Here is a 16,550-nt window from a genome sequence, read left to right as displayed (position 1 = left end):
GGACAGCGCCCATTGCGAGTCTACCGCGAGTCCATTGCGAATAACTGAATTGCGCGCTTTGTCTCGAAGCGACGCACAATCGGCATCACTAATTCTCGTGAGGTGACAGGATTCGACGGACAGATATTCTCGGTGACAGATACCTTCGGCATCCACACCCGAAGGCATTGATCCAAAGAGTTTTAAAACGTCGCCCACAGGCGTCGACCAAGGAAAGCAAAGCAAAAAAATGATGAGAAAAAAAACCTGTAATTTGGGAACGGCTGCCTTGATCGTGGCGGCATTTGGCATTGCGCCAGCCTATGCGGCGACGCTCATCACCTACCCCAAGACGGACTACCCCGCTAGTTCCGAAGTCATCACCGTGCCAGCGGGCGACGCTGGCTTCGGAGACGATGCCAACGTATCGCTCACGCAAACATTCAAGGTCGACAGTTCATTTACGGCGCGCAGAATTTATCTGGCGTATAGGAATGATCCCAACGGTGGCACGGGCGAATGGAGTATGAACGTGCGACTGTTTGCAGTCGCTGATGTGTTTGCAACCGATCTAACGGATCCCGGCACCGGTTCTGATCTGTTCTCAGGGACCTTTTCTTTTACCAATATGGGAGATACAGAACTTATCGCTCAAATTGATCTGACGAGCGGAGTACTCCTGGATGCCAGCGTGGGTAACTCAGGTTATGCGCTGCATATCACCGAATCTTCCAATGCAGATTTTAATCCCGGTTGGGAATGGTTGCGGCCCACGTCCGAGGCCTACGCTGATGGAAATATGTATGAAGACGGCGTTGAAAAGAACGGAGGTGAAAGAGACTTGTCGCTTGCAATTTCATCGGTCCCTGAGCCGTCCGGAGCGCTTCTTTCCCTTCTCGGTGCCACGCTGCTACTCAAGCGCCGACGCAACTAAGCGTATCGAAGGCATTGTTTGATCCAGCGCCCTCGGACTTCGGTCTGGGGGCCATTTTTTTTTCCGGGATTGCGAGATGGGGCTTCATTTCAAGGAAGACCAGATCCCACTGCTTGCCCGTATCTCATCCGTGCAAACAAGAGAATGCCGACCGCTGATTCCCGTCGGGAGTTGCTTTGAGGCGATCTACCATTGATACTTCAAACGCTTGAGACAATTCCGGACAATCGGCCTAGCAACGGCACTAACGCTCGGGTTCTTTGGAACGACCCCAAGTCAGGCTGCCGCGCCGAAATGGGTCGAAGACCTGACGGTGTGGGCGATGCCGAGCATGAAAAACATCGACTCCCGAATTCAGGAGCTCGAGACGGAACTCAGCAAACTCCCCGTCCCTTCAGACACCAGTAGCGGTACGCGACGCGGCTTCCAGACACGGGGAATCGAGGAAAACGAAGATCTCTGGGTCGAGATCGTCCTTCCCCAGCCCGCATCCCTCGATCAAGTCGTTCTGGTTCCCCTTCTCGCGAAGGGTGCTCAGGGTCAGATTCCTGGCTACGGATTTCCCCAGCGATTCCTCCTTCAGGCCTTTGATGCGGATGGCGACACCCATATCCTGATCGATGAGACTGCCGAGAATTTCCCGAATCCCGGAATTTTCCCTGTTTCCGCAGCCTGCCCCCGCGGGGTGTTGATTTCTCGAATCCGTCTAACGGCCACGGAGACCTGGAAGCGCAACGCGCCACAAGTCCTCGCTCTCGCAGAAATGATCGCACTTTCGGGGAATCGGAATCTCGCAACCAAGGCAGAAGTGCGAGCCTCGAGCTCTCGAGAAATGTATCCCACCTGGTCCCGGTCGAATCTGATCGATATGGAGACCCCTTTAGGCCTCCCCGTCTTGCCCCTTCCAACGGAAACCATGTCAGGGTGGCACAGCGATGTCGCCACCAGGCGGGATACCCAAAAGCAGGTCACCCTTGACCTTGGTACGACCTACAAAGTCGACGAACTCCGCTTTGTCCCCGCTCGACCGGCTCGACTCAGTGCGACCGCCCAATACGGCTTTCCTTCCAGATTCATCGTCGAGGCTTCCACGCAGGAAGATTTCAGCGACAGCTGGCTCATTCACGATCAAAGGGAATCCTCGCTTCCCCCACCTGGCCAGAACCTCCTGCAGTTCGATCTCGCAGGAAAGCCACTGCGTTTCGTTCGCATGACGAGCTACCGACTCAGAGAGCGCTCGGCTGACTACGTTCTGGCCCTCGGTGAAATGCAGGCCTATGTCGGGAACCGGAATATCGCGATCGGGAAAACCACGATCGCCGACGAATCCCTCGAAAATGATCGGTGGGGTCGAGTCGGGCTCACCGACGGGCTCACCGCCGGCGGCAAGTTGATCGAACTTCCCAAATGGTTCCGTGGACTCGAGAAACGTCGCCGGCTCGAGAACGAAAAAGCCCTTCTAACAGCGGGCCGTGCCAAGCTGCTCGAAGAAAGCGAGAAAACGCTCGTCTTCGGCAGCATCGTCGCGACCTGCAGCTTCGCCGTCTTTGCCGGTCTCTATGTGCTGCGCAGCAAACGCCAGAGACGCCTCGACCGGGAACTCCACCGGGAGCGACTCGCCCGCGATCTCCACGATGAGCTGGGCTCGAACCTCGGAAGCATCGCGCTCATCTCATCCTTCGCAAAGGAGGGTGAAGGCGATGAAGCACAGATGCGTCGCGATTTGATCGAAATCGAGGAAGTCGCCCGAGAGAGCGCCGACTCGATGCGCGACATGGTCGAGCTGTTAGGCGGTGGACATGCGGGCGCAGCCAACGACTGGCTCGCTGTCACCAATGGACTCGCCTCCCGATTGCTGCGGGATGTGAAGCTCGACTGTCGACTCCCGGAGCGGCCGCTGCTGATCGAACCGGATCTGGAGACCCGCCGTGAGATCTACCTTTTCTGCAAGGAAGTGCTTCACAACATCGCGAAGCATGCCGACGCGAATTTCGTATCATTCCACCTCAAGCCGAAAGCGAATGGGCTGCGAATCGAAATTTCCGACGACGGCTGTGGTTTTGACCCATCAACCGTCAGCCAAGGTCATGGACTGAGCAACCTTCAGAAGCGGGCTGCCGGACTTCGTGCAAGCCTGAGCTTGGAATCATTACCCGGTCGCGGCACCTTCATCAGCCTCGACGTGCCACGCGGAAGACGCTGGCGAAAACCGAAAACCCGATAGACCTGTGAGCGAAGAACCCCAAGCATCCGTCCAAGAAAAATCCATCAAGGTTTGGGTTGTTGAGGATCATGATCTGTTGCGCAGGACCCTGCTCCGTCTCTGCGTACCATCCCGAGGCCTCGAATGCCCGCACGCCTTCGGCAATGCGGAAGCGATGCTCAAGGAACTGAAAGCCGTCGACAAGGATGAGCTCCCCGATTTGCTCCTCACGGATGTCGGACTGCCGGGAAGGAGTGGACTGGAAGTCATCGGCGATGTCCGGGAACTGGCACCGGACTGCCGGATCCTGATTCTAACCGTCTTTGAAGATGAGAAAAAGATCGGTGCGGCAATCAGCGCAGGCGCCTGCGGTTATCTGCTCAAAACCGCCCGACCCGAGGAAATCGTCGCCGCCATCCACGAAGCGGCGGAAGGAGGATCGCCGATGTCTCCTGCGGTCGCCTCGCGAGTGGTTCAGCTGTTGGCGAAGCTCACCAAAACCGCGGAGCCCGTCTCCCTGTCACCACGCGAAAAGGAAATCCTGTCTCTCATCGTCGATGGCCTCACCGCCAAAGAGATTGCCGAGCGATTGGGCGTCAGCATTCACACGACCGACACCCACACCCGACATCTCTTCAAAAAGCTCGATGTCCACAGCCGGGCGGCAGCAGCGGCACGGGCATTGCGAGATCGCTTGGTTTGAGTCAAACTGAGTATCCAGAAATACTAAAAGCGGGACCGAAGCCCCACTTTTCCAAGATACTGAAAACTGCTCAGGAAGACCGGCGTCTGCGACCGCAGCACAGAAGGCCTAAGCCAATTAGAACAACGCCGCTTGGCTCGGGAACGATGAAAGTCCCGGTCAAGGCAAGACCTGCATCTCGGGCTCCATCACTCTTGATGGTACCGTTTTCATAGAAGGCTCCACCAGCATAAATGCTACCTCCATCACCATCACCGGATGTGGTTCGCAGAAATGCGAACTGTCCCTCAAGTGCGGGGTCAGAGACATCTAGATAGAAAGCGTAGCTAGTATTGGCCGCCAGAGCCAACGATGTACCAGGATTTAGCTCAATCCTCAGGAGGTGATCCGTATCCCTCATATCGTTGATCGTGAACGATTCCGTGAGGAGGGTCGTTGTGGGAACATCCAACCCTACGGCAAGAGCATCAGCGACCTCGAAAACATGCAAAGTTAGCGGTAAATTCAGATCACGGTTCTCAGGATCTAGTTCAAACCGGGTCATCAGCTCAATCATCGAGACATTGATCCCTTGGTTACCCGTTGTCATTGTCTGAGCCATGGAGCCACTGGCTTTCTGAGGAAAGGAAATATCGGAATAAGTCACAGCGGGATACGCAACTTCGTCAATGGTATCAAACAGGGAACCGTTCCCAAAATTCTCCTCCGCAACCGTCTCCGTTACGGTAACCGCGGCTTGTGCCGAAGTCGAAAGAGCGATCAAACCCATGGTAACAATGGACAAACGAATTGGACTTTTTTTGGCAGGCTGCTTCATGGAATGATGAGATCGGATTTTGTGACGAAGATTGGCACAATCCCTATCGAGAATGCGCGTAAATCGTAAAACTAGGTAGCGATCGACCGCTTGTCACCTCACGAGAATTAGTGAGGTTCACCAACCAGATGAGACCGATAGAGACTCTCATCTCATTTGAAGGTTCTACTCGACTAATTGCCCGTTGTATCCTGAGTGAAATCCAGAATAGTGAAGCCCAAAATGCGAAATTGATTCAGGATCTTGAACAGCCCCCTCAGTTCTCCGAACTCACCTTCGGACCGACAAACTCCACAGCTCCGATATCCGCTTTTTCGGGGTCGACTACGCTCTTCAGGATATCGATGCCTCCATTGTCCTTGATCGCAATCCCCGCATCAACACCGGGAGATCCGGCTCGGAGCTGATAGCCTTTTAGCTGGGACATCGTGTCTAGATCGATTCCCTGCCCGGAACGCCCTGCCCCCACGAAATCTGGCTTGGCGAAGTGCGGCTGGGTTTCGGAAGAGTGGGGCTCAATATTGTAGTAAAGGTTGTTGCGAAACACCGTGTTGATCCCCTTGGCCTTTTTCCCCCATTTCCCCTTTCCCTCAAAATAGAAGATATTGTTCTCAAAGGTCGAGTTCAGCGGCGTCCGACCTTCGGCAAACACACTCACATTCAAGCCCTCGCGAACATAGTGGGTGTTGTTGTAAATGTGGACATTCTCCACACTCTTTTGACTGTCGAAGCCGTAGAAGTAGATGCCATTCCGGTCATTCTCGCTGACATTGTAGCGGATGACGTAGTTCCTGCCGGGCTTCTTCATGATCCCGCAGAACCACAGGTTATCGTGACTGTAGTTGTACTGAATGTAGGTGTTCACGCAATTGTAGTCGGCATCAAATCCACCCCGGTCACTTTCCCCATGACCATCCTTGTTTTCGGTGTTCCCTACATTTCCGTATGCCTCGTTGTACTGAATTTTGATTCCGTCGGTATTGAAGCAGAAAATGCTGTGCCCGGTGTCCCGCCTGCTGCTATTGGCGAGGACGTTATGCTCGTAGATGGCATCCTTGCTGACCCGCGCGATGATATTATTTCGCCCGGTGGTGTCCACGGTGTTTCCGGCCACGTAGACCCTGGTCCAGAGATTTTCACTCACCTCACGGTCGGGAAGTATCTCCACATCACCGCACGATGAATTGTTCCCAATCCCCACACCTCCAATATTCTCCACCCGATTATTCGTTATCCTGAGATCATCAAAAATCGATTTCTTGAGCTTCTTAATGTGGACATGAATGCCTCCACGCATCTTTCCCGCCACCATGCCATTCACGTCGTGCACATGGCAGTTGTTGATATAGACATGGCGATAGACCCCCTCTTTCTGCGTCGCCAGCACATAAATGCCGAACAGCTCGCCCTGATCCTCATCTTTTCCATTGGTATTGGTTATCTCCAGTCCATGGACTTCCCAGAACGAAGGATTTTTCAGAAAAACCCCCGCCAGGTGCTCACCTCCGGCATCAATGCGGGGCGGCTTACCGACACCGAACGCCCCGATCCGGATCGGGGCACCCTCGACACCGTTTCCTTTCGGGGCAAGCATCCCGGAGAACCGCATGCCGCGTTTCAGAAGAATGTTATCATCAGGCTTCAGCTTGATCGTGCTGATGTAATCGAATTTCTCCTGCGTATCCACCTGGTAGTCCCGCGCAAAACCCGCCGTGACGCCCAACAGGACCCAGGCGAGGCAGCATGTGATTCGAAAATTCATGATCATGTTCATTGAGATTTTCCGCCCGGTCAGCGGACGAATACCTTACTGTGATCCCCGGTCATCCTGACTCGGGGATGCTTCACCACGGCCCTCCATTCGCAGGTCTTGCCATTCGCCACCTCGATGCTTTTTGAAAACTCGCCCACCGACCACGGCATCACTGATGACGGATCCCCGCTGCCAATCGCCCCCCCGATGGAGGAATATGCCGAAGCCATTGTCCCGCAGCCATTCAAGCCGCTCAGGCTTACTGCCAGGATCCCCTCCGTTCCCCAGATCATCAGCCGCATTGGCCTCTTTGATGGCATCTTCGAAGAGTTCCTCTTTCTGAGCGATGGCCGACTCCACCAGGAATGCCGATGAGAGGAGTCGCGGGAGCCATTGACCAGGACGAAAGGAGACTTGCTGCATCGCTAAAAAACTTCCGATTTCCCCCTGCAATGTCCACTCACGAAAATTAGTGAAAGTCGGCTGACTGATGACATCTAGAAAACTCGACCCGCCCACCAAAGCGTTGCTGACTTCGACGCGCCGCCCTGAAGGAGCTCTCCACTAGTCAACAGGGTTTACAGACCTCAGCTTGATCCGAGCTGTTGGGCTCTCAGAATCGCCAAACTCACTAAACCAGCATGTCTCAAAACTCCGCACCTTCGGGCACCAAGTTCGCCTTTTCCGCCGTCACGGTCCTCTTCTTCATGTGGGGCTTCATTTCCTGCATGAATGACCTGCTCATTCCCAAGTTCAAGGCGGAGTTCGATCTGAGCCAGTTCCAGGCCAACCTCGTTCAGTTCTTCTTCTTCGGAGCCTACTTCCTCGTCTCATTCATCTACTTCATCATTTCCGCCGCCAAGGGCGATCCGATCAACAAGATCGGATACAAGAACGGCCTTATTCTTGGTCTCATTCTCACCGGTGGCGCCTGCCTCGTCTTCTATCCCGCCGCGAATGCCGAATCCTACCCGCTGTTCCTCACGGCGCTCTGCCTGCTCGGAAGTGGCGTCACCATCATCCAAATCGCAGCGAATCCCTACATCTCCATCCTGGGCCCTGAATCGTCGGCATCCTCGCGCTTGAATCTCTCGCAGGGCTTGAACTCCCTCGGCTATGTCCTCACGCCACTGATCGGTGGCTATTTCCTTTTCAAGGAGGAGGTTGAAGCCGGACTCGACTCCGTCAAGGCCCCCTACCTCGGCCTCGCTGTCATCCTCTTCGTCATTGCTGCCGCGATTAAATTCACCAAATTGCCCACCTTCCGTCAGGAAGGAAAGGTCGAGCGAGGTATCAAGGTCTTCCGTCACAAGCATTTCAAATGGGGCTGGTTCGCCATTTTCTTTTACGTTGGTGCCGAAGTGACCGTCGGGAGCATCCTGGTCAACTACCTCGGCGATAAGGACATCGCCGGACTAACAGAGGAAGAGGGAGTCAAGTACCTCTCCTTCTACTGGGGTGGCCTCATGATCGGCCGCCTCATGGGAGCGATCTCCCTCAGCGGTCTTGCTCAAGCCAAGAAGCTCCCCGCCATGGTCGCCGCCGCAGTGATCTCGATCGCGATCATCTTCATGTCCGCCTCCTTCAAAACGGAGATGACCTTCACCGACATCTGGCCCTACCTCGTCACGGTCGCCCTGAGCTTCGTATTCTTCCGTCTCGGCAACGCACTCCCCGGACGCATGGTCGGACTCTTCGCACTCGTCGCCGCGGTGCTTTCCATCCTCGCCATGACCACATCCGGCGAGTTCGCCCTCTGGTCCATCGTCGGCATCGGTCTCTTCAACTCGATCATGTGGTCGAACATCTTCACCCTCTCGATCCGCGGCCTCGGCAAGGACACCAGCCAGGGAAGCTCGCTGCTCGTCATGATGATCGTCGGCGGTGCCATCCTTCCAGCCATTCAAGGCCTCCTGATGGATCTCACCAACGTCCGCCTTTCATTGGCTATTGTCCTCGTGAGCTACCTCTACCTCGCCTTCTTCGGCTTTGTGGGATCAAAGATCGGCCGCGAAGCCGATGAAGCACCTCCAGCCGCCTAACAGCATGAGCAAGCGCCTTGATCAGGACGAGCGCATCGTCATGACGCTCGATGCCGGCGGCACGAACTTCAAGTTCTCCGCCGTGCAGGGCAACAAGCCCGCCATCGAAGCCTTCTCAGTACCCTCGAAGGCCCACGATCTGGAGCTGTGCCTCGGCACCCTGATCCAGGGCTTCAAGAAAGTTCGGGACTCTCTAACGGCCGCCCCCAGCGCCATCAGCTTCGCCTTTCCCGGGCCGTCCGATTACGCCCACGGCATCATCGGCGACCTTCACAACCTCCCCTGCTTCCGGGGAGGCGTCGCTCTGGGGCGCATGCTTGAGGAGATCTTCGGCATCCCCACGTATATCAACAACGACGGCGACCTCTTCGTTTACGGCGAAGCCATCGCGGGACTCTTGCCCTATACCAACCGCCTTCTCGAGGAAGCAGGGAGCCCAAAGCGCTACAGGAACCTCTTTGGCGTGACCCTCGGCACCGGCTTCGGTGGCGGCATCACCAGCGACGGCCGCCTCCTCCCCGGTGACAACATCTGCGCCGCCGAAGTGTGGATCCTGCGCAACAAGCTCGACCCCGGCATGCCGGCCGAAGAAGGAGCCTGCATCCGGGCCGTGAGATCAGCCTACGCCGAGCAGGCTGGCATCGCCTTCGACGATTCGCCGAATCCCAGAGAGATCTATGAAATCGGAACGGGCGACCTGAGAGGCAATCAGCAAGCCGCAATCGCCGCCTACCAGCGGCTCGGAGAAGTGGTTGGAGACGCCATGGCGCACGCGCTCACTTTAGTCGACGGGTTGGCCGTCATCGGTGGCGGCGTATCAGGGGCATGGCCGCTGTTCCTGCCCTCGATCATCAAGGAGCTCAACAGCAACTTCCACAAGCCCTCCGGAGAACCGGTTCGCCGACTGACACAACAAGCATTCAATTTGGAAGACCAGGCTCATCTCGACGTATTTCTCCGCGGTGACACCCGCGAGGTCGTCGTCCCCGGCACGATGCATACGGTTCAATACGATCCCATGCCGCGCACTGGCGTCGGCATGTCGCGACTCGGCACCAGCGAAGCCGTCGCCATCGGTGCCTACGCCTACGCCCTCAAGCAACTCGACTCTCTCTAACATGTTCCGTTCCATCCTTTTCTCAATCCTCACGCTCAGCGCCTCGGCCGCTGAGAAAACGCCTGTCGACTGGATCAATCCGCAGATCGACACCAAGGAGCCGCGCTTCTTCTACTTCAGCTCCGCCTGCCGCCCCTTCGGTCTGGTCAACCTGAGCCCTGACACGAAAACCGATCACACCTGGAAGTCCGGCTACCGCTACTACGACGAGAAAATCCAGTGCTTCAGCCACATCCACGGCTGGCAGATCGCCGGTATCCCGGTCATGCCACTCGCCGCGAGTTCGGACCACAAGGACTACGCTTCGAAGTTTTCCCACGATGGTGAAATCGTCAAAGCCGGCTATCACAAGATCCACCTCGATGATCACGGCGTCACCGCCGAACTGACCTCCACCACCCGCGTCGGTTTCCATCGCTACACCTACCAGAAGGACGAGGACGCCCATCTCATCATCGACCTCGGACGCAAGCTCATGGATCACAAGATGATCGATCCTGTGGCCAAGCTTCGCGACGACAAGATGGCCATCGAAGGATCCTCCACCATGGGGCCCTCCAGCCGTCGGAAAAAGAAATTCACCGTCTACTACGTCGCCGAGTTCGACCAGCCGTGCGAAGCCATCGGCGATTGGAAGGACGGCAAGGTCGTCGCCAACTTCGGCAAACTCAGCAAGCCGCTTCAGATGAAGGTCGGCCTCTCCTACACCAGCCTCGAAGGCGCCCGCAAGAACCTCGCGGCCGAACTCCCCCACTGGGACTTCGACAAGGTCGTGCAGGATTCCTACGACCACTGGAATGACTGGCTTGGCCGTGTCGCCGTTGAAGGCGGCAGTGACGCGCAAAAAACCAAGTTCTACACCGACCTCTGGCACGCCCACCTCGGTCGCCGCCTGATCAGCGATGTCGACAAGTCCTACCCCGACAACACCGGCCCGCAAACCGTCGTCCGCAAAGGCAAGCGCCATCACTACAACTTCGACGCCCTGTGGGGTGCCCAGTGGTCGCTCAACGTGCTCTGGCCGATGGCCTGGCCGGAGCTCATGGATGACTTCGCCGACACCATGATCAACATGTATCAGAACGGCGGCATGATTCCGCGCGGCCCGTCCGGCGGCAACTACACCTTCGTCATGATCGGCGATCCCGCCACCTCCTTCTTCTCCGCCGCCTACCACAAGGGCATCCGCAACTGGGATGAGAAGCTCGCCTTTGACGGCCTGATGCGCAACGCCTTCCCCGGCGGCATCCGCGACCACGCCGGCTACGAAACCCAGAAGTATTCCAACGGAGGTGGCATGAGCTACTACGTCAACCGTGGCTACGTCCCGCTCGAGATCCCGAAATCGCAGGGCGGCCACCGCCAGGGTGCGGCCCAGACCCTCGAATATTCCTATCAGGACTGGTGCCTCGCCCAGTTCGCGAAATCCCTCGACTACAAGGAGGAGGCCGATCTGTTGGAAAAGCGTGCCGACAACTACAAGAACGTCTGGGATCCCGAAATCAAGTGGATGCGCCCGCGCAACATGGACGGCAGTTGGTATGAGAACTTCAAACCGATCAACGAGGAAGGTGGCTTCACCTCACCCGGCTTCGTCGAGTCCGCCTCCGCCATCTACACCTTCTACATCCCGCATGACCTGAAAGGTCTCGCCGAACTCTTCGGCAGTGAGGACGCCATGTCCGAGCGCCTCAATGACAACTTCGAGAAAGCCGCGCCCGTCCGCTTCATCGCCCAGCACGGCAACCATGCCATCTCGTGGGTCGATTACCAGAATCAGCCCTCCACCGGACTGGCCCACGTCTTTTCCCACATCGGCAAGCCGTGGCTCTCGCAATACTGGGTGCGCGAAGTGCTCAACCAGACTTTCTCCGACATCACGCCGGATGGCGGCTACAATGGCGATGAAGACCAGGGCCAGATGGGAGCGCTCAGCGCCCTCATGGCGATGGGCCTCTTCGACATGACCGGCGGCGCCGCGCAGAATCCACAGTTCGACATCCTCGCTCCGGTCTTCGACAAGGTGACCATCAAGCTCAATCCGGACTACCACAAGGGCGGTGAATTCACCATCACTACCAAGAACCAGAGCCCCGAGAACCGCTACATCCAGTCGGCCACCCTCAATGGCAAGCCATGGGACTCCTTCCTGCTTCCCCACGCTGAATTCGTCAAAGGCGGCACCCTCGAACTCACCCTCGGCCCCGAGCCGAACAAATCCTGGGGTGTGAAATAGGAGTCGCCCTTCTCGCGACGAGCTTTCCTCTTTCCTAATTCGGCGTCCGATGAGGACGCCGTATTTTCTTCCCTCTTTCTCCAACTCTGAGAAGTTAGGCATCTTAATGCCTGGCTTGCGCTGCAGTTGTATCCTTCTCTGTCTACTACTCTGCCGGATTTCATCGGCAGAGGGACCTCCATCCGTCCGCATCTTTGCCGGCAACCCGGGTGACGATGAACATCACCAGCATTATGAGGCGCTCCTCGGTCGGCTTTCGCAGACTCTAACAGAGCGCTTCGCAATCCCCCGGGAAAAGCTGAGCATCTTTTACGGGCCCAAGGCGGCCGGGTATGCCGGCGTCTGCTCGCGCGACAACCTGCTGGCGGAGATGGCCCGCATGAGGACAGCCATCGAAAAAGGCGACGACTCGCCATGCTGGATCATTTTCATCGGACATGCCAACCTGGTGCGCGGCGGCAGCATGTTCAACCTTCCCGGTCCGGACATCTCGATGCGCGATCTCGGTCGCGAGATTTCCCGCTTTCCCGATGAGGCACCCGTGGTCGTCTGGAGCACGATGACCGCCAGCCACTCGCTCCTCCGCGCCGCCGCCGGTCCGCGACGAGTCGTCGTTTCCGCCACCGGACCGAAGGATCCCGAGAACGAAACGGAGTTTCCGAATGCCTTTGTCGCAGCCCTTCAGGACAGCGCCACCGACTCCAATTCGGACGGCAAGGTCAGCGTCTCCGAGCTCTTCCTGGCGACCCGGGCGAAGGTCCTGCAGATCTACGAGAGCGGCAATTTCGTCGTCAAGGAACAGGCCCAGCTCGATGGCGACGGCGATGGCAGCGGCACCTCGCGACCCTCCCGGGCGGACACTCTCGGGGCGGATCGCTTTTTCCTGACGAGTTCCGACAGCAAACCCGATTTCGACTAACCGATCAGATCATGAACCCACCCGCATTGGACGCCCCGACCCAGAATTTCGCTCAGGTCCGAGACCGGATCCGCCAGGAACTCCACAAGGTCGTGATCGGCCAGGACGAGCCGATCGACCTCATGCTGCTCGCACTGCTCTGCGGCGGCCATGCGCTGCTTCTGGGCGTGCCGGGCGTCGGCAAGACGCTGATGACCTCGAACCTCGCCCACGTGCTCAATCTCGACTACCGCCGGGTGCAGTTCACCCCGGACCTGATGCCGACCGATATCACCGGTTCGGAAGTGCTCGAGGAGGATCCCGCGACGAGATTGCACAACCGCCGGTTCATGGAAGGTCCGATCTTCACGAACTTCCTGCTCGCCGATGAGATCAACCGCACCCCGCCGAAAACCCAGGCCGCCCTGCTTCAGGCGATGCAGGAGCGGATCGTCACGATCGGACGCGAAACCTACCCTCTGCCTCCGCCATTCCTCGTCCTCGCCACGCAGAACCCGATCGAGATGGAAGGCACCTATCCGCTGCCGGAAGCCCAGCTCGACCGCTTCCTTTTCTGCATCAAGGTCGGCTACCCGAGCGAAGCGGAGGAGATCTCGATCGTCCGGGGCACCACGGCGCTCGCCGAAGAAAAGCCCCAGGTCGTCCTCGGCCCGCAGGACATCATTGCCATGCAGAAGGCCGTCCGCGGCGTGCCCGTGGCGGACGACGTGATGAAATACGCGGTCCGTCTGGTCCAGGCCACCCGGCCGAAAAAGGAGGGCGAACCCTCCGCCTTCCCGGATGCCGAAAAATACATCGAGGTCGGCGCCAGCCCGCGCGCTTCACAAACCCTGATTCTCGCCGCCAAGGGGATCGCCCTGCTGAGTGGCCGCGTCCATGTCGACTTCGCCGACATCAAGCGCATCGCCGCGCCGGTGCTGCGCCATCGGCTGGTCATGAATTTCCGAAGCCGGGCCGACAAGGTCGAGGTCGATGACCTGATCGCCCGCTTGTTAGAGACGATCAAAGCCTGAGCGCCATGACCGACCTCGCCGATCCGGAAGTCTATCTCGCCATCGAGGATCTCGAACTGGCGGCCGATGGCATCGTCAATGGCATCTGGCAGGGATACCGGCGCAGTCCCTATCGGGGTTCCGGGGTCGAGTTCGAAAGCCACCGCGACTACCGCCCCGGCGACGACCCGCGGCATGTCAACTGGGCGATGCACGCGCGGCACCGTCGGCTCTGCGTGAAGGAATACCGCACCGAAACCAATCTCCCGCTCTACCTCCTGCTCGACGCCTCCGGATCCATGAGCGTGGCCAACGGCCCATCTAACAAGTTCCACTACGCCGCCCGCGCGACGGCGGCCCTGGCGCGGCTCGCCCACGACAACAGGGATTCCACGAGCCTGTTGATCCTCAGGGAGGAGGTCGACTTCGCACTGCCATCGCGCTCCGGCACGCGGCATTTCCAGTCGATGCTCGCGACCTTGCAGCAATGCGAGCCCAGTGGCGCGGGTGATCTGGCCAGGGCGTTGGAGAAGTCGCTCGACTACTGCCGCCATCGCGGACTGATCGTGTTGTTTTCCGATCTTTTCAGCCCCGAGGATGACACCCTGCGTGCCCTGCGCTGTCTTCGCGAGCAGGGACATGAGGTCATCGTTTTCCAAATCCTCGATCCGCTTGAGCACGAACTGCCGGATGCCGCCGACCTCGAGTTCGAGGACGCCGAAACGGGCCGCATCCTGAGGACCAGCGCCGGCGCGATCCGCCAGGAGTATGCGATGAGTGTCGCCAGGTGGAGAGCCGGCATGGAGCACCTGTGCCAGACATCCGGGGTCGACTGGGTGACCTGCTCGACGGCCGATCCGCTCTCCGAAGTGGTGGCCGGTTTCCTCCACCACCGCTCGAACTAGCCCGCGCCATGTCATTCGTCCATAGCCTGTTTCTGTTAGGTGGGCTCGCCATCGCGGTGCCGATCCTCATTCACATGAGCCGGAGCCGGAATTTTCGTCGGGTGCGCATCGGCACCCTGCGCTTTCTAACATCCGCGGTTCAGGAAAGAAGGTCCCTACGGAAAATCGAGAACTGGCCGCTGCTGATCGCCCGGATGATGCTTCTTCTCCTGCTGGCGCTGCTCTTCGCCCGACCGTTCTGGCTCAGCAGCGAAGCCGGACAGCCGGGGGATGCGGAAAGCGTCGTGCTCGTCGATTCATCCGGCAGCCTTGCCCATCCCGAAGCCGCGGAGCGCGTCGCCGCGATCCTCGAACGCATCCGAAAGGACATGCCCGCGGAAGGCACGCTGACCATCGCGGAGTTCGCCGACGTGGTCCGCCCCACGGATCATCCGGCCGCCATCGCCGGGGCGCCGACGGACTACACCGCGGCGATCGATTGGACCGTCGAGCATCTGGCGAACTCCGAGCACCCGCCAGGCACCATCCATCTGATCACCGACCTTCAGCTATCCCCGCTGCCGAGCACTCCGCCTCGACTCTGGCCTTCGGGAGTGATGACCGAGGTCCATGCGGTCGCGGCCCCGGCCAAGCACAACCTCGCCATCGAAAGCGTCACCCTCGCCACGCCTTTCAAGGAGAAGAGCAACCAGATCGACGTCGTCGTCCGGGTTTTCGGCACGCCGCACGCCCGCGAGCTCGCGGACAAGAAGCTCACGCTCCAGTTGGAAGGTGGGTCCTCGCAGCGGATGCCCATTCCTCCCGAGGGCGGTCGTGTCCGATTCCTGTGCCGCAGCGGCGAGCTCACCGAACTGAGCGGCAGCGTTTCGATCGACAGCCTTGATCCGTGGACGGCCGACGATCGACGCGACTTTTCCTTCCAACTCAAGGACCGCAAGAAGGTGCTGTTAGTCGATGGTGATCCGGGGTCCTCGCCCTTTCTCGGCGAAGCCTATTTCCTGAACAAGGCGCTGCTTGCTTCGGGCGCTTCCCACGGCCAATCACCCTTCACCACCACCCTGAGCAACGCCCTCACCACGCGCGACGGGATCATCATGCTCGATGACTTTGACGCCATCGCCCTGTGCAATGTGGCCAGCTTCAGCAAAATCGAAGCCGAGGCCTTGAGGCAGGCGAACGCCAAGGGGGCCGGCCTGCTTTTCGTGCTCGGCGAGCTGAGCGATCCGAACTCCCACGCCACTCTTCAAGCCCTCGGTCTTTTCCCCGACTTGAAACTTCCTTCGCAGTCGCGAATGGCGCCGGTCACCCACTGGGACATCGATCATCCCGCCCTCAGCGCCCTGCCCGCCGAGGCCTTGCGCGGCACCATTGTTCGCGATGCCTTCGTCATCGAAGCCGGCGCGGACTGGAACGCGCTTGCCTCGTTTTCCAGCAAGCACCCGCTGCTGCTGGAAGGCGGAAAGCGCAGCGATGGCCAGGCACCGGTCATGGTTCTCGCCCATCCGCTGACGCGCGAGTGGGGCGACTTTCCGCTGAGCACCCTCTTCGTGCCACTGATGAGGGAAACCTTTTCCCACCTCGCGGGTTACCGGTCGATGGCCTCTGAAATCCTGGAAACCACCCCGGGCCTCGCCGATGACCGGGCGCCCGGCAGCTACCGCGATGATGCCGGACGGATCACCCTCGTCAGCGCCGATGTCACCGAAATGAATCCCGAAATCGCCAGCGCCGCGGCTTTCCGCAAATCCCTCGGCATTCCGGAAGCCGTCCCGCAAAGCCCGGCGGAGCCCGTTCCAGGCAAGTCGGCCAAGGCCGAGCAAAACCACGAACTTTGGCCCTGGCTTCTTCTCGCCCTGCTGCTCGTCCTGATTGTCGAAAACACCCTCGCGGACCGGAGGCTCCTCAGCGGGGCCGAGTCCTGAATCGCCCGGCCCAATTTCTTTCCGCCTG

13 protein-coding genes are annotated in these 16,550 nt (G+C 58.7%); 11 read left to right on the top strand and 2 right to left on the bottom strand.

What is annotated here, in order from left to right; all coding sequences use genetic code 11:
* The first annotated feature begins 232 nt into the window (after positions 1-232).
* From ACFQY0_RS11375 to ACFQY0_RS11365, 3 genes are all read left to right on the top strand, one after another.
* On the top strand, positions 233-913 hold the full coding sequence (locus ACFQY0_RS11375) for a PEP-CTERM sorting domain-containing protein (protein WP_379712404.1): 681 nt from the start codon (positions 233-235) through the stop codon (positions 911-913).
* Positions 914-1,244: 331 nt separating this feature from the next.
* Positions 1,245-3,137 carry a sensor histidine kinase gene (locus tag ACFQY0_RS11370; RefSeq protein WP_379712402.1) on the top strand — a complete coding sequence of 631 codons (1,893 nt, stop codon included), beginning with the start codon at positions 1,245-1,247 and terminating at the stop codon, positions 3,135-3,137.
* Between the two features lie 4 nt (positions 3,138-3,141).
* Positions 3,142-3,819, top strand: a complete 678-nt coding sequence (locus ACFQY0_RS11365) for a response regulator (RefSeq protein ID WP_379712400.1) — start codon at positions 3,142-3,144, stop codon at positions 3,817-3,819.
* 70 nt (positions 3,820-3,889) lie between these two features.
* On the opposite strand, the gene ACFQY0_RS11360 is transcribed toward ACFQY0_RS11365, so the two are convergent.
* Together ACFQY0_RS11360 and ACFQY0_RS11355 are read right to left on the bottom strand one after the other, a co-directional pair.
* Positions 3,890-4,636 carry a PEP-CTERM sorting domain-containing protein gene (locus ACFQY0_RS11360; RefSeq protein WP_379712398.1) on the bottom strand — a complete coding sequence of 249 codons (747 nt, stop codon included), beginning with the start codon at positions 4,634-4,636 and terminating at the stop codon, positions 3,890-3,892.
* A 256-nt stretch (positions 4,637-4,892) separates the two neighbouring features.
* Positions 4,893-6,398 (bottom strand): hypothetical protein, encoded by a 1,506-nt coding sequence (locus ACFQY0_RS11355; protein WP_379712396.1) that lies wholly within the window; start codon positions 6,396-6,398, stop codon positions 4,893-4,895.
* 108 nt (positions 6,399-6,506) lie between these two features.
* On the opposite strand from ACFQY0_RS11355, the gene ACFQY0_RS11350 reads away from it, so the two are divergent.
* The 8 genes from ACFQY0_RS11350 to ACFQY0_RS11315 all read left to right on the top strand — a co-directional run bounded on the left by ACFQY0_RS11350 (position 6,507) and on the right by ACFQY0_RS11315 (position 16,522).
* Entirely contained in the window at positions 6,507-6,764 is a 258-nt protein-coding gene (locus ACFQY0_RS11350; protein WP_379712394.1) for a hypothetical protein, read from the top strand.
* Between the two features lie 266 nt (positions 6,765-7,030).
* Positions 7,031-8,431, top strand: coding sequence for a sugar MFS transporter (locus ACFQY0_RS11345; RefSeq protein WP_379712392.1), 1,401 nt, complete (start codon positions 7,031-7,033; stop codon positions 8,429-8,431).
* Positions 8,409-9,548, top strand: a complete 1,140-nt coding sequence (locus tag ACFQY0_RS11340) for an ROK family protein (protein ID WP_379712390.1) — start codon at positions 8,409-8,411, stop codon at positions 9,546-9,548. Before ACFQY0_RS11345 ends, ACFQY0_RS11340 begins: the two co-directional genes overlap by 23 nt.
* A 1-nt stretch (position 9,549) precedes the next feature.
* Positions 9,550-11,784, top strand: a complete 2,235-nt coding sequence (locus tag ACFQY0_RS11335) for a GH92 family glycosyl hydrolase (RefSeq protein WP_379712388.1) — start codon at positions 9,550-9,552, stop codon at positions 11,782-11,784.
* Positions 11,785-11,890: 106 nt separating this feature from the next.
* The gene (locus ACFQY0_RS11330; RefSeq protein WP_379712386.1) at positions 11,891-12,703 is read left to right on the top strand and encodes a hypothetical protein; all 813 of its coding nucleotides are present in this window, start codon (positions 11,891-11,893) and stop codon (positions 12,701-12,703) included.
* An 11-nt stretch (positions 12,704-12,714) separates the two neighbouring features.
* Positions 12,715-13,716: an AAA family ATPase gene (locus tag ACFQY0_RS11325; RefSeq protein WP_379712384.1), complete on the top strand. Its 1,002-nt coding sequence runs from the start codon at positions 12,715-12,717 to the stop codon at positions 13,714-13,716.
* Between the two features lie 5 nt (positions 13,717-13,721).
* On the top strand, positions 13,722-14,600 hold the full coding sequence (locus ACFQY0_RS11320; RefSeq protein ID WP_379712382.1) for a DUF58 domain-containing protein: 879 nt from the start codon (positions 13,722-13,724) through the stop codon (positions 14,598-14,600).
* An 8-nt stretch (positions 14,601-14,608) separates the two neighbouring features.
* Entirely contained in the window at positions 14,609-16,522 is a 1,914-nt protein-coding gene (locus ACFQY0_RS11315; RefSeq protein WP_379712380.1) for a BatA domain-containing protein, read from the top strand.
* Positions 16,523-16,550: the final 28 nt, after the last annotated feature.

Source organism: Haloferula chungangensis, assembly GCF_042664875.1.
Classification (GTDB): domain Bacteria; phylum Verrucomicrobiota; class Verrucomicrobiia; order Verrucomicrobiales; family Akkermansiaceae; genus Haloferula; species Haloferula chungangensis.
The sequence above is the reverse complement of the archived record's forward strand: the minus strand, read 5'-3'. Positions and strand labels throughout refer to the sequence as shown.